This window comes from Bacillus sp. K2I17, assembly GCF_002209985.1.
GTDB classification, from domain to species: domain Bacteria; phylum Bacillota; class Bacilli; order Bacillales; family Bacillaceae_G; genus Bacillus_A; species Bacillus_A wiedmannii.
Window position 1 is genome coordinate 219,032 of the sequence record NZ_NJGF01000003.1, and the last position, 14,674, is coordinate 233,705.

Sequence of the window (14,674 nt, forward strand, 5' to 3'; positions counted from 1 at the left end):
CCACCTTTCACTTACATAACGAACGTTAGTTTGCTACTATAATTGTATTATAGGACACGAAAAAAGACAAACAGAGTAGTTTGCCTTTTTCTATACTTCTATCTATTATATCAACCTTTTGAAAAATTCGTTTGCACCTCTTGAATTGGCCAATATCGTAAATCAACTTTACCGACAACTGTATCAGCTTTTACAAATCCAAAGTGTCTACTATCCCAGCTCCCGAGGCGGTTATCACCCACTACAAAAATATAGCCAGGTGGCACCGACTTTTCTTTCGTTAACTCTTCTAGTTTAAAATCACCTGTTAGTTGTCGTCCATTTATCTCTTTCTTATACGTTTCTAAATAAGGTTCATCCACGAATTGTCCGTTTATATACAGTTTATCATGCTTATATTCAATTTGATCTCCAGGTAAACCGATAATTCGTTTTACGTAGTCCTCTTTTTTATTCGCATGAAACACAACAACATCAAACCTGTTCAAGTCCCCCACTTGATAACTCACCTTATTTACAACGAGCATATTACCATCTTGCAATGTCGGCATCATTGACTTCCCCTCTACAACGTACGTCGAAAAGAAAAACGTTCGAAAAAATACAGCTAATAATACACCAATTAAAATTGTTCGTATCCACTCTATGCCTTCTTTTTTCAAAGTTTTCTTCATCCGCTTCTCCCCTTATCCTTTAATAATGAAGCTTTCCTTTACAAAGAAGACTATTCTTAATGTAGTTCTAACTTTACTTCGATTTTCTTACCGACATACCATAAAATAAAAATACCAATTGCTACAATGACTGATTTCACCGGATTATGAATAAATGACATTAAATCATGACCGATATACGTTAAAATAAAAATCATCACAAGCTTTCCGAACGCAAGCGCAAGCCCGAACTGTTTTACACTAATGCGAGATAAACCAGCGACAACGTTTATAAGCGCAGACGGTGTAAACGGAAAACAAAATATGACGAAAATCGGCGCAAATCCTTTCCTTTCAATCCATCCCATTGCCTTCCTTACTTTCTCATGTTTATTTACAAAAGAAAAGAAACGACTTCGTCCAAAATGGCGGATAATGAAAAAGACAAGTAAGGCACCCATTACTGATCCAAGCCAAGAATAAAGAAAACCGAGCCAAAATCCAAATGCAACAGCATTTGCCAGTACAAATACGATGAGTGGCAATGCCGGTATTAACGCTTCTATCATCGGTAAACCAATACCGAGAAGTGGTCCGAATGCTTTATAACTTTCAACAATATGATCCATATTTTCTGGTGAAAAATACTCTTTGATTGTCTGAAAATCCATTCTACACTTTACCCCTTTACTCTAAGTACTACCTCTACTGTATCATTGCTTATATGAAAGAGGAAATGGTAGATACGACATATGGAGATGTAATTATTAAGTTTCCATATCTTCCATGAGAATTCCTTCATTATTATGCTATGATAATCTATCAATATTCGACAAGACGTTTTGCGATTTTGGAAATGATCCTTTTGTTTTAGTGGCAAATTCCTCAGTAACTGAAATTATATCGACGATTTTCTGAATATATCGATTGTAACTCGCATTTTATCAGCGATTTTTCAAATATATCAACCACAACTCGATTTTTATCAGTGATTTTTCGAATATATCGACTTACCGATAAAAACTGACAAATAAAAAAGATGGGGATTTTTCCCCATCCTCTTAAACTTCCTCTTCTTTCACAAAATATACTTTCTCGTATGCTGGTTTTAATCGAGATTCTTGAGTTTTATCAATCTCTTTAAAACAAGGATTCCCTTGTTTTTTTCTACGATCTTCATATTCAGTACGCAATTTCGCTGTACGATTTAGTTGATTTTCAAAACTGCTTTTTGATATTTCTAATTTCACAGCAAATCCATTTATAAATCTAACAATAACATTTCCATCTTTTGACTCTTTATTACTTTCAATATAAAAATGAGACAACCAAGCACACTCTTTTCTAGAGTATGAATAAGTGGGAAAAAAATAAAGTTGATCTGTCGGACTAATCGCAATCGGTGCTTTATGTGTAATATGAGTTAACTCTTTCGTTCCTTCTTTTCTGCCTAAGAAACTAGAGCCATGCTTGCGGCAACTTCTTTCTATAATATCTAGGGGCTTTTGAAATACGAAAAAAGAATCTTCCATCTCAACAACTCGTGTAACGATTTTCTTTTCACTTAGAATAACAGGAAGTAAGGCCATTGTATTTTTATTTACCACATAGTTTTCGACATAGCGTTCTACTTTACTTTCCATATTCTACTGTCTCCTTTTTTCTATTTATATTAGCAGCTGCATATATAATTCTAGCACCTATGAAAAGGAAATGGCTTACAGATTCCGCTTTTTTACAATACTTTATCATTTATCAAACATCTTTTAAATTATAAAATAACAATATAGTGTTTTTGTAATAAAAACCTATATAAAATGTATTTATACTACCAATAAATGTTTACAACTGCTTCCTCATTTCGCATCATTACGACAATTAACTTTGCTATAATTAAAAGTAAAATCCAATAAATGGAGGTCCACTATGGAAGAAAAAGAAATGCAACCAACGATTCAAATGAAAAATAGCAGCATTGTAATCGTGAAAAACTCATCCAGCATTATATTCGGCTTATTTTTCATTCTACTATTCTTTGCAAAGCCTTTTCGTAAATCGAAATGCTCTGAATGTAAGAAACGCGAAAAGAAAAAGATTGGAAAAGAAGAGTAAAAGGCCTTCCATTTTGGAAAGCCTTTTACTCTTCTTCGTCCTCAAAAAAACGACTATTTTTTCTTATTCATCTAAAGCGAGCGAATGAGATTTCTTCAATCGTATTGTGTAGATCTTCTTTATTCCCGCTACGAACATCGAGTATGACTTCATTTGTATACTTTTCCCCCAAATATAATCATTATGCTCGTATATTACAACAAAAAAAGGATGGCAGCAGCCATCCTTTTCCATAATGAACTATAAAATTATAGTTTGATTACGTTTTTAGCTTGAGGTCCACGGTTACCATCTTCGATTTCGAAGCTAACTTTTTGACCTTCTTCTAGAGATTTGAAACCTTCAGTTTCGATTGCAGAGAAATGTACGAATACATCGTTTTCGCCTGGAACTTCGATGAAACCGAATCCTTTTTCGTTGTTAAACCATTTTACTTGTCCTGTTACTGCCATAATTATTTCCTCCTAAAGAAAACACAATTTATTTTAGTCTTCCTGTATAAAAAAAGAATCCACACATTATCAAACACGAAACATAAACTAGTTCTCACATACTTTTTCTCGTTCGTTTTTCGGCACTTGATAATATATGGATTGCTTAATTTAACTATTCAACTGACTTCATCATAGCATACTTAAAATGAAATGTACAATCTTTTTTGAAAATAACTGACAAATTAAATTGATTGTACATTCGTAAATAATTGATTTTAGTATGTGCGGATTTCACTATAAAGTGAACACATACATCATTTGAATACGATTACATCCCTTGTTCTGAAGTGTTACAATATAATCGTACAGTCGTTATATTGGAGGGGATTATATGTCAAACTACACCAACGAAGAAAAGCTTACAGGGGGAAATGTATCAAATGTGTATCGTTCTGAAAATACTGTTCGGCGAGAATTAAAGCCAGGCAGTGCAAAAATTCATACATTATTACAGCACTTAGAAAACAAAGGGTTTCATCATGCTCCAAAGTTTTTAGGTGTAGATGAAAAAGATAGAGAGATTTTATCCTTTATTGAAGGAGACGCTGGGAATTATCCTTTAAAAGAATATATGCGATCTAATGATGTTTTAAAGGAAATAGCAAAGATGCTCCGCCTTTATCATGATGCGGTAAGTGACTTTCCCTTATCAGATGAATGGCAACCGATGGATCTTACTCCAAATGACATTGAGGTTATTTGCCATAACGATTTTGCTATATATAACATTATTTTTCATGACGAGAAACCAGTAGGTATTATTGATTTCGATGTTGCTGCTCCTGGTCCGAGAATTTGGGATATCGCTTATACGCTTTATACTTGTGTACCTTTAAGTAGAGTGTATTATACAGAATCGGGTGAGGCAGTTCATTATGAATCGGCACAACATGCTAGCCGTATGAAAGAAAGAGTGAAATTGTTTGTCCAGTCCTACGGTAAACATATGGACGAAGATTACTTAGGAATAGTGTTACTACGATTAGAAGCATTATGTACATATGTGAAAAGAAAAGCACAAGAAGGCGACTTGAATTTCCAAAAAATGATTGATGAAGGACATTTAGAGCATTATGAGAAAGATATGAAGTTTATTCGCGATCATAGAGCTGAGTGGATTTGATAATATCGTCTTTTTTGTTAGTAAATCGATATATGTGAAAAATCGTTCCGAAAATAACAAGGAGCACCCTTCAAAAAGGTGCCCCTTCCTTTTATTTCGTAAACTGTGCTTCTTCTGTAGATCCTTTTAGCGCTGTCGTTGATGAAGTACCGCCTGTAATAACTTGAGCTACTTCATCAAAGTAACCTGTTCCTACTTCGCGTTGGTGACGAGTTGCAGAGTAGCCGTGTTTTTCTGCTGCGAATTCTGCTTGTTGTAGTTCAGAGTATGCTGCCATGCCGCGCTCTTTATAGCCACGTGCCAATTCAAACATGCCATAGTTTAATGAGTGGAATCCCGCTAGTGTTACGAACTGGAACTTATAACCGTAAGATGCGATTTCTTTTTGGAAGCTTGCAATTGTTTTTTCATCTAATTTTTGTTTCCAATTAAATGAAGGTGAACAGTTATATGCAAGCAATTTCCCTGGATGCTCTTTATGAATTGCATCCGCAAATCGTTTTGCATCTTCTAAATTCGGTTCAGATGTTTCGCACCAAACGAGATCTGCATAAGGAGCGTATGCTAAACCACGTGCAATTGCTTGATCAAGACCTGCTTTCGTACGGTAAAATCCTTCTGGAGTTCTTTCACCTGTAATAAATGTTTTATCAACCGGATCGATATCGCTCGTAATTAAATCTGCTGCATCCGCATCTGTTCTTGCAACAATAATTGTCGGCACTCCCATTACGTCTGCTGCAAGGCGTGCCGAGATTAAATTACGCACCGCTGTTTGCGTTGGTAGTAATACTTTTCCGCCTAAATGTCCACATTTTTTCTCTGAAGATAATTGATCTTCAAAGTGCACACCTGATGCCCCTGCTTCAATCATACCTTTCATCAGTTCAAATACGTTTAATTGTCCGCCAAATCCAGCTTCTGCATCTGCTACAATCGGTACGAAATAATCTGTATCACCGCTTCCTTCCATATGCTGAATTTGATCCGCACGTTGAAGTGTTTGATTAATTCGTTTTACTACAGCAGGTACGCTGTTCGCTGGATATAAACTTTGGTCTGGATACATATGTCCAGAAAGGTTCGCATCCGCAGCAACTTGCCATCCACTTAAATAAATTGCTTTTAGCCCAGCTTTCACTTGTTGCATTGCTTGGTTTCCTGTTAATGCGCCAAGTGCGTTAATATAATCTTCCGTATGAAGCGATGACCAAAGCTTTTCAGCACCGCGGCGCGCTAATGTATGTTCAATATCAATTGACCCGCGCAAGCGAATTACATCTTCTGCCGAATATGGACGTGTAATCCCTTTCCAGCGCTTATCTAGTTCCCAGCTCTCTTGTAATTTCTCAATTCTTTCGTTTTTCATTTGTTCCATCCCCTTTTCACTTTATAAAATTTCATAACCCGGTAATGTTAAAAATGGTACGAATTCATCATTCCGAACGAGAGTTGTAAACAACGTTGTCGCCTCTTGGAATCTCCCTTTTTTAAAGGCTTCTTTACCAATCTCTCTTTCTATTTTTGCTAGTTCTTCTTCTTTTAGCTCTTCCATCAATTCAAGCGTAATATTACGACCGTCATTTAGCTTTCCACCTTCATGGCGAATCCATTGCCATACTTGTGCCCTAGAAATTTCCGCTGTTGCCGCATCTTCCATTAAGTTATAAATGGGTGCTGCTCCCCGTCCGCTTAACCAAGATGCAATATATTGAATACCTACGCTAATATTTAGGCGAAGCCCATTTTCTGTAATCGTTCCCACTGGTACTTCTAATAAATCCTTTTCTGTAACATGTATTTCTTCACGTTTTCTAAAAATTTGATTCGGTGTTTTCATAATGTGATTAAATACTTCCATCGCGACTGGTACAAGTCCCGGGTGGGCAACCCAAGTCCCATCATGACCGTCTAAAGCTTCGCGCTCCTTATCTGCACGCACTTTTTCAAAAGCTGCTTCATTCGCTTCTGGATTGTTTTTAATCGGAATTTGTGCCGCCATTCCTCCAATAGCTGGTGCATTACGACGGTGACACGTTTGAATGACTTTCAAAGAATACGCGCGCATAAATGGCGCCGTCATCGTGACTTGCGCTCTATCTGGAAGTAAAAATTTATTATGTTTACGAAAGCTCTTTAGAAAGCTGAAAATATAATCCCATCTTCCGCAATTTAACCCAGCAGAATGATCTTTAAGCTCATACAAAATTTCATCCATTTCAAACGAAGCGTGAATCGTTTCCAGTAACACCGTCGCTTTGATCGTTCCGTTTGGAATACCAATATATTTTTGAGCAAATACGAAAACATCATTCCATAACCTTGCTTCTAAATGGCTTTCCATTTTCGGTAAGTAAAAGTATGGACCGCTTCCTTTTGCTAAAAGAGCCTTTGCATTATGGAAAAAATAAAGTCCGAAATCTACTAAGCTACCAGACATATTCTTCCCATCAACTTGCATATGTTTTTCTTCTAAATGCCATCCTCTTGGACGCACAATTAATACTGCTGTTTTACTATTTAAACGATATTCTTTTCCGTTTTCATTTTTATGTGAAATCGTTCCCTGCACTGCATCTCGTAAATTTATTTGACCTTCAATTGCATTTTCCCAAGTTGGTGAATTCGAATCTTCGAAATCTGCCATAAAAAGATGCGCTCCTGAATTTAAAGCGTTAATAACCATCTTTCTATCCACTGGTCCAGTAATCTCTACGCGGCGATCCTCTAAATCTTTTGGCAATTGAGCAATTGTCCAATCCGCTTCACGTATGCGCTTTGTTTCTTCTAAAAACTTCGGAAACTCTCCTGCATCAATTCTCTTTTGTTTCTCCGCACGCTTTTGTAAAAGTTCTATGCGGCGCTTATTAAAATTTTCATGTAGTTCCTTTAAAAAACTAAGCGCCTCAGGTGTCAATATTTCGTTGTACGCTGGTAACATTTCTCCGGGCAATGTAACCCGTGAAGTTTGCGTCGACATATTAGCATCCCCTCCTTAAACTGTTTTATAACAGATTTGATTTTATGTTTTATATTATATAACAAATCTTCAGAAAAGGAAGTTTTTTTTGAAAATTTAATTGCTTTTTTTACAAAACTATATTCTTCCACCGGCATTACATATAAAAAAGAAGCCAGTGTTATACAACACCGGCTCCTTCTTTATTATTTATTTAAACATTGAATTAAATAAGAACTGAGCATATTGTTCACGTGTTACTTTCATGTTCGGAGCGAAGTTACCCTTTCCATCTCCTACTGAAATACCATTTGAACCTACTGCATTAATCGCATTTTCTGCCCAATGTCCCTTTGGTACATCTTTAAATTTTGCTGTTCCTTGTACTTGTAATCCAAATGCCCTTGTAAGAACTTGCGCCATTTCTGCACGTGTTAACGTAGCTTTTGGTCTGAAGTTCCCATTCTCGTCACCTGTAAAGATACCTAATTCTGTTACTGCTAAAACTTCAAAAGGAAACATCGTTGAGTTATCATCAACAATATCATTATATGGGCTTTCTAATACCTCATCTTCACCAAATTCTTCATCAAGATCTAGTGCGCGATAAATTAAAGCGGCTACTTGTTCACGATTTACGTTATGTCCAAAACCGAACACACCATTTCCGTAACCAAGCATAATTTCATGTTCTGCTAAAGTTTGAATTGCTTTATAAGACCAATGTCCTGCTGGTACATCTGTAAAGATTGCCTGACTTGCTTGTTGTGGCTTTGCAGCTAATTCAGCTTTTGCTGTAGTCCCCTCAGCACTAAATGCTACTCCACCCATAATTGTTAAAGCTGTTGCTACTTTTAAAATTTTTTTCTTCAAAGTATTCTCTCCCTAAAAACATATTTTTTTCTAATATAAAGAATTAACGAAAGCGTAACAATACAATTCCCATGTGATTTTTGTCTAATTTATGAACTATATTTCATATACTTTTATTTACACTCTATTAATAATAAAGTTACTAAATCTCATATTTAAACAAGAAAAAGTTACTTTATTCAATCTCTTCTTATCCACTAAATTCCAACAACTAAATTATGAATAGAAAATTTATATACTTATTAATAATATAAAACAATAAAAAAGCGTGGAATTCCCACGCTTTTTTATTACTTTATATTATATCGATATAATTTAAATGTCCTTATATTTTAACTTTCATTCATAATCCTCATCTTTTACAGGAAAATAAAAAACAGCTTTATTTAAAAACGTTGCATATTGCTCACGTGTTACAACTTTATTCGGTTCAAATTCCCCATTTCCTGTTCCTACTATGACATGATTAGACTGCAGTGCACTGATCGCATTTTTTGCCCAGTGATTATTTGGTACATCTTTAAATGTATGGTTCTTCTTCACCTCAAATGTAAATGCCTTCGTAAGAATTTGCGCCATTTCTGCACGTGTTACAGGTGCGGCTGGTCTAAAGTTTCCTTTTTCATCACCTTCAAAAATACCATGCTTTGTTAATACTAAAATTTCATCTAAAAACATTGTTGCCCTCTCAGAAATATCTTTGTATGGATTTTTTAAAGGTCCTTCTTTTTTCAAATTCAATGTACGATAAAGTACTGCTGCTACTTGTTCTCGTGTTACATTATCTCCTACACCAAACTTACCATTTCCATAGCCTAACATTACTTTATTGTATACTACGTCCATTATATCGTCATATGCCCAGTGGTTTACTGGAACATCATCAAAAACAATCATTTCTGGATATTCTTCTGCTTTTACGTTTGTAACATTTGTACTTACAAACAAGCCGCCCATAATAGTTACCGTTGCCATTATACGTAACATGTTCTTCTTCATTGCCCTCTCCCCTTTATCTCCATTTAAAAAACGGAAAATAATAGACTGAAATCCTTTCCAATATTACATATGTTGCCTTCGCACCCGTTATGCAATATATTACATTTAAAAAATCTATTATTGTGAGAATCACTACTAAAGGAGAGCCAATTCGCTCTCGATTTCAACTTTTATACCCAATTGTACGCAAATCAATTTTCTTCCCTGTATTCATGTAAAGGTGTTTCTATAATATAAATATTCTACTTTTTTTAAAAGAAATCCTTCACATTTTAAGAGTTCATTTTCTAGACAAAAAATGCAATTATATCGACTTAACTACAACATACGACAATATTAACCTATCTATTAATAAAAGCTCATAATGAGCGGAAGATACCGCTTCCACAAATTATGAGCTTTCTCTTTATCTATTCCATTTTCCCTGGAGAATTATCAATTGCTCGTTGTAAAAACTTCGCAAATTGCCCACGTGTAACGAGCATTTCAGGCTCGAACTTGCCATCTCCCGTTCCTACCGCTACATTATTAGACTGTAATGCGCTAATTGCATCTCTTGCCCAATGGTTTTCTCGTATATCTGTAAATGTATGCGGACGCTTTGTTTTCAACTCATATGCTTTCGTTAAAATTTGTGCTAATTCTGCACGAGTCAGTGTATCTTTCGGACGGAAATTTCCATTTTCGTCTCCTTTAAAAATACCAATATTCGTTAAATGTAAAATTTCGTAAGGAAACATTGTTGATTTCCCACTAATATCTCCATATGGATTTTCATTAAACACACTTCTTTTTAAATGAAGTGCACGATGTAATACTGCCGCCGCCTGTTCACGTGTTATATTATCTTCTACACCAAACTTACCATTTCCATATCCATACATAATTCGATGATATACTAAATTCGTAATTTCATCATATGCCCAATGACCTGTTGTTACATCATCAAACTCTATCATAATATTAGGACCAGATTTTTGGGGAACATCAGTATTTGCAGACACACCATTTGCACTTACAAATATTCCTCCCATTAAAGTTAACGATGTCGCTATCTTTACTAGCTTTTTCATCTCTCTCATCTACCTTTTATATTGTACAAAAAATAAGGGAATTTTCAATAGAATACACCTAATTATTTACAATTAAGAATACAAACTTTCTTTTACCGCTATTTTTTCGTCCTTTGTTTTTCGAAAAGTAAATGCCATTCCTACAAATATAAGAACAATCCCTACTACTTGCATACTAGTTGGTCTAAATCCGGTAAAGACTGTATCTAATAGGATTGCAACAGCAGGATCTAAAAACACTAATACAGAAATTAATCTCGTCGATAAACCTCTTAAACTGTCAAAAAATAAGTAATATACAAATCCCGTATGTATAAGACCTGTCGCTGTGATCATCATCCAGTTCATCTCTGTTAACCCTTGAAACTTGCCAAAGTCTACGAATGGTAGCAATAAAAATATACCTAAAAATGTTTGTAAAAATGTCATCGCATATGCGCTCGTATGCTGAATTCCTTTTCCTAATAAAGTGGTAAAAGCATAAAATAATGCTGCAAGAAGTGCCCATACCATTCCAGATGACATCAGTTTTTCAAACGATAGACTTCCATCTACTCCAGCTACTAAAACTGTACCGATAAAACAAATGACAATGGACATAACCGCAAACACTGTAAGTCTCTCTTTAAATACAATACTACCAATCATTAATACGATAATGGGTGCAAGATGATAAACTGAAATCGCAATTGTAATCGACATAACTTCAAACGCTTTAAATAAAAATACCCAGTTAAAAACGAGAAATACACCGCATGCTAATATTTGCATTACTTCTTTTTTATTCCATTTCTCACTTTTATACTGTCCTGTTACGAGCCAACATAATGCTAAAAATATAGTCGCACAAATGCAACGAACGAATACTAATTCAAAAGACGGTAAACCTGTTTGAGTAGAAAAAAATCCAATTGATCCAAAAATAGACATCGAAAGGATCATTTTTATAGCCGGCATTGATTTTTTATTGAACACCCTTTCTCTCCTCCTATAAACTATCTTTTACAAATGAAAAATCTCCAAAACATTACGTATTATTATATATTACAATCGGAAAATTGTAAAAAATTAGAATATATTAAGTGATAACTGCACAAAATTCCCATAAAAAAATCATCCTTTGTTATATAGGATGATTTTTTTTATTTATTGAATGGAATTTTTCTATATTAAAACTTAAATATACTACTACTTTTGAAGAGTAAATTGGGCAACTATTTGTTTTAATCCTCCTGCTGCATTATGCATATGTTCAATTGAAACCGAGATCTCTTGAACAGATTTTTCTTGCTGTTGAATAGACTCTTTTACCCTATCAGTGCGGTCAGATGATCTTTGGGATATTTGAGCCATGTCTTCTGCAGAAGCCGAAATCTCTTCACTACTCGCTGCAATTTCATCTGTAGACATAGATACCGTTTGAATTTGCTCAGATACTTGCTGTACTTTTTCTGTAATTTTTCCAAATACTTTTTCTGTATGCATTACTACTTGTGTACCTGCCTGTACCTCATTATCTACTTTCCCCATCATATGTACCGTATGGTTCGTTGTTCCCATAACTTGAGTAATAAGCTTCTCAATTTGTTTTGCAGAATCACTAGATTGTTCTGCTAATTTTCTTACTTCATCTGCCACAATTGCAAACCCTCTACCACTTTCCCCAGCACGGGCAGCCTCAATTGCGGCGTTTAATGCTAATAAGTTAATTTGAGAGGTAATACCTTGCATAACATCAATGATTTTAACAATTTCTTCTGATTGTTCTTTCATAGTCTCTACTTGTTTCACACCGTTATGTACTGAATTTTGGATTGTATCCATCTGTTGAATCATTTGTTTCATTAATTTGTTACCACTCTCTGCATCTAATGCTGATTGAGCAGACAATTCATTTACAGAGGATGATGTATTCACTATACTCTGCATTCCTTGTGTCAACTCTTCCATCGCACCCGCAGTTTGCTCCATTGCCTGCATTTGGCCCTCTGCGCCATTTGCAACTTCTTCAATATCTATAGTGATTTTCTTCGCTGCACCACTAGATACTTCCGATGCAGATACTACTCCGTCTGCATGTTGGAATAAAAGCTGAATATTATTCTCTACTTCTTGCATATTTGTTCTTAGCCCTGCAATCATTTCGTTAAAATCACTTACTAATACACCTAATTCATCCTTAGCATTATACTCACCATGTACAGTTAAATCTCCTTCTTTTGCTCTTTCCATCATACGACTAACCGTTTGTAAAGGTGCAACTATAAGCTTGCTAATAATATAACTTACTATACATATAATGACTGTAGTAACTATTACAAGAATGATAAAAGTAATAACGGACCGATCTATCATTTTTTGAGAATCTTTAAATACTTGGTCAGCTAAATTTGAAACATACGCTTCTAGATCTACAGCATAACTAGCTAACTCTACTCCCTTCGGTTTTAATTCCTTATGAAATTCGTTTACTATTTGAGATTCATTTGTTACCTTCGCTTTATCAAACAACTTCTTATATGTCTCCATATAACTTGGCAAAGATTCCTTCATCTTCTGAAACAGCTCATCCTCTTGCTTACTTAAATTGAAGCCATCATCATATTCTTTTAATAAAGAATCATATTTTTCAAGATCCTTTTCAATATTACCAATAATCCCCTCTTTATTTGTCCCCTCATTTGGTGACGCTGTAATTAATTCTAGTAAGTTATACTCTAGTGAATTTTGTGTACGAAGCATTCCTTCTAATAAAACTACAGAATGTTGATAATCATCTACTACAACCTCTGTATCATGCTTAATCTTATTAATAGAATTAATTGCTACGCAGCTCATAATTACCATGCTCAATACTGCTAATGAAATAAGCGATAATAATTTATATTTCACTTTTAAATTTTTTAAAAAATACATTTTTTCACCTTTATTCCTTTATATATAGATTTTTAGAATTTTATAGCTTATTATTCACAAAATCGCAATAAAAAGCAATGATAAATATTCCCAATATAAAACTTATATCTCTAAAAAAGAAGTAGCATAATCGCTACTTCTTTTTGCTTTGTTTCTCATATTGTTCAAACGTATGAATTCTTTCGAAAATTGGTGGATGTGTGTATAAGAAAAACTTCACTAACGCAGGCGGATTCACTTGGCTTAAACTCGTCTTTGATAAATATTGAAACGTTTTTACACCAGATTTCCCGTCTTTCGTCATATCTAAAGCGTATTGATCTGCTGCTCGTTCTTCTATACGAGAAACATAGTTTGTTGCTGGCTGTGATGCAAAAGAGAGTACAGAAGAAATTAAGAAAAATAAAGGTAAAATTGAAAAACATGCTACTTTTGAAATTTGCAGCGTATCTCCCCATTTTCGAATACACATATTTATAATACGACTAATGAGATACATCCCTATAAACGATAGCAACACATAACTCGCAACGCCCCAATATATATGTTTCATAACATAATGCCCTATTTCATGGGCCATTATAAATAAAATCTCTTTATCTTTTAATTGCTTAAGTGTTGTATCCCACATTACAATACGAGCGTTAGGGCCAATTCCTGTTACATATGCATTTAATGCATTCGTTTTTTCCGACATATTTACTTCATATACATGTTTAGCTGGAATATCAGCTTTTTCTGCTATCGCTAAAATTTTCGTTTCTAATTCTTTATTTTTCAGCGTCGAGAAGTCATTATAAAGCGGATCAATAACGACCGGCTGTATAAATGTTAAAAAGATTGTAAATGGAACAGAGAGTGCCCATCCCGCTAGCCACCATCTCTTCGGGAATTTACGGATAAGCCATAACAGAACAGTAACTACGATTAACATAGTCGCATAACTTTCCCAAAAACCGATAACATGATCTTTTATCCAGCTTTGTGTACTTTGCGTTGAAATGCCGTAATCAACGGATACTTTTCGGCTAATCCATTGCATCGGCAGGGCTAGAACTGTTGTGAGTAGTGATAAATAAAAGAAATAAATCGCAACTTGCAGGACACTTATTTTCGTCGTTTCCTTCGACCATTTCTCAAACTTTCTTGAAACACCGAGCACAAGTACAAATAATAAAATAATCCATTCCAGAGGCGTCGCTAAAAAATACAGTAAATTTTTCACGCGCGAATAATCTTGGCTTAGCGTAAGCTCTCTCGCATTCATAAACGTTTCTGGATCTGCACTCGTTCCTTTATACATGTCCGGAATCAGTTCATGATTCCATCCAAATAAATACCAATATATAAGCAACGCAAACCCAACGTACAAAAAAAGCGACCACCCAATAACCTTCCTCACGCTATTCCCTCCTCTATGCTGCCTGTCTATTATTATTGTAAGTTCGTACATGCTAAATTAGAACAAGCTT

14 protein-coding genes and 1 pseudogene are annotated in these 14,674 nt (G+C 34.9%); 2 read left to right on the top strand and 13 right to left on the bottom strand.

From position 1 onward, the window contains the following. Positions 1 to 110 precede the first annotated feature (110 nt). The 3 genes from lepB to CER22_RS06330 form a co-directional block, all read right to left on the bottom strand. A complete protein-coding gene (gene lepB / locus CER22_RS06320) occupies positions 111 to 674 on the bottom strand; it encodes a signal peptidase I (RefSeq protein ID WP_048567025.1) in 564 nt (187 codons plus the stop codon). Positions 675 to 730: 56 nt separating this feature from the next. After that, positions 731 to 1,324 carry a TVP38/TMEM64 family protein gene (locus CER22_RS06325; protein WP_000347516.1) on the bottom strand — a complete coding sequence of 198 codons (594 nt, stop codon included), beginning with the start codon at positions 1,322 to 1,324 and terminating at the stop codon, positions 731 to 733. Between the two features lie 390 nt (positions 1,325 to 1,714). After that, the gene (locus tag CER22_RS06330) at positions 1,715 to 2,296 is read right to left on the bottom strand and encodes a competence protein ComK (protein WP_060489289.1); all 582 of its coding nucleotides are present in this window, start codon (positions 2,294 to 2,296) and stop codon (positions 1,715 to 1,717) included. A gap of 283 nt (positions 2,297 to 2,579) precedes the next feature. Here CER22_RS06330 and CER22_RS06335 point away from each other — a divergent pair, with 283 nt between their 5' ends. After that, positions 2,580 to 2,765 carry a hypothetical protein gene (locus CER22_RS06335; RefSeq protein WP_000391440.1) on the top strand — a complete coding sequence of 62 codons (186 nt, stop codon included), beginning with the start codon at positions 2,580 to 2,582 and terminating at the stop codon, positions 2,763 to 2,765. A gap of 248 nt (positions 2,766 to 3,013) precedes the next feature. Here CER22_RS06335 and cspA read toward each other — a convergent pair whose 3' ends face one another. Further along, positions 3,014 to 3,217 carry an RNA chaperone/antiterminator CspA gene (gene cspA, locus CER22_RS06345; RefSeq protein WP_000301521.1) on the bottom strand — a complete coding sequence of 68 codons (204 nt, stop codon included), beginning with the start codon at positions 3,215 to 3,217 and terminating at the stop codon, positions 3,014 to 3,016. 373 nt (positions 3,218 to 3,590) lie between these two features. Between cspA and CER22_RS06350 the strand changes: the two genes are divergently transcribed. After that, positions 3,591 to 4,382, top strand: a complete 792-nt coding sequence (locus CER22_RS06350) for a phosphotransferase (RefSeq protein ID WP_088608385.1) — start codon at positions 3,591 to 3,593, stop codon at positions 4,380 to 4,382. A 91-nt stretch (positions 4,383 to 4,473) separates the two neighbouring features. Here CER22_RS06350 and aceA read toward each other — a convergent pair whose 3' ends face one another. The 9 genes and pseudogenes from aceA to CER22_RS06390 all read right to left on the bottom strand — a co-directional run bounded on the left by aceA (position 4,474) and on the right by CER22_RS06390 (position 14,604). Continuing rightward, on the bottom strand, positions 4,474 to 5,751 hold the full coding sequence (gene aceA / locus CER22_RS06355) for an isocitrate lyase (protein ID WP_088608386.1): 1,278 nt from the start codon (positions 5,749 to 5,751) through the stop codon (positions 4,474 to 4,476). A gap of 21 nt (positions 5,752 to 5,772) precedes the next feature. After that, positions 5,773 to 7,362, bottom strand: a complete 1,590-nt coding sequence (aceB, locus tag CER22_RS06360) for a malate synthase A (RefSeq protein ID WP_088608387.1) — start codon at positions 7,360 to 7,362, stop codon at positions 5,773 to 5,775. A 189-nt stretch (positions 7,363 to 7,551) separates the two neighbouring features. Continuing rightward, positions 7,552 to 8,214, bottom strand: a complete 663-nt coding sequence (locus CER22_RS06365) for an S-layer homology domain-containing protein (RefSeq protein ID WP_088608388.1) — start codon at positions 8,212 to 8,214, stop codon at positions 7,552 to 7,554. Positions 8,215 to 8,553: 339 nt separating this feature from the next. After that, positions 8,554 to 9,213 carry an S-layer homology domain-containing protein gene (locus CER22_RS06370; RefSeq protein WP_087984704.1) on the bottom strand — a complete coding sequence of 220 codons (660 nt, stop codon included), beginning with the start codon at positions 9,211 to 9,213 and terminating at the stop codon, positions 8,554 to 8,556. A 410-nt stretch (positions 9,214 to 9,623) separates the two neighbouring features. Then, entirely contained in the window at positions 9,624 to 10,295 is a 672-nt protein-coding gene (locus CER22_RS06375) for an S-layer homology domain-containing protein (RefSeq protein ID WP_088608389.1), read from the bottom strand. Between the two features lie 63 nt (positions 10,296 to 10,358). Further along, positions 10,359 to 11,261: a DMT family transporter gene (locus tag CER22_RS06380; protein ID WP_088062426.1), complete on the bottom strand. Its 903-nt coding sequence runs from the start codon at positions 11,259 to 11,261 to the stop codon at positions 10,359 to 10,361. Between the two features lie 213 nt (positions 11,262 to 11,474). Next, positions 11,475 to 12,428: a methyl-accepting chemotaxis protein gene (locus CER22_RS34260; RefSeq protein WP_412678003.1), complete on the bottom strand. Its 954-nt coding sequence runs from the start codon at positions 12,426 to 12,428 to the stop codon at positions 11,475 to 11,477. Then, positions 12,423 to 13,202, bottom strand: a pseudogene (locus tag CER22_RS34265) (MCP four helix bundle domain-containing protein); the annotation flags it as partial. The pseudogene CER22_RS34265 and the gene CER22_RS34260, both read right to left, overlap by 6 nt. A 133-nt stretch (positions 13,203 to 13,335) precedes the next feature. Beyond that, positions 13,336 to 14,604: a M48 family metallopeptidase gene (locus tag CER22_RS06390; protein ID WP_137011507.1), complete on the bottom strand. Its 1,269-nt coding sequence runs from the start codon at positions 14,602 to 14,604 to the stop codon at positions 13,336 to 13,338. Positions 14,605 to 14,674: the final 70 nt, after the last annotated feature.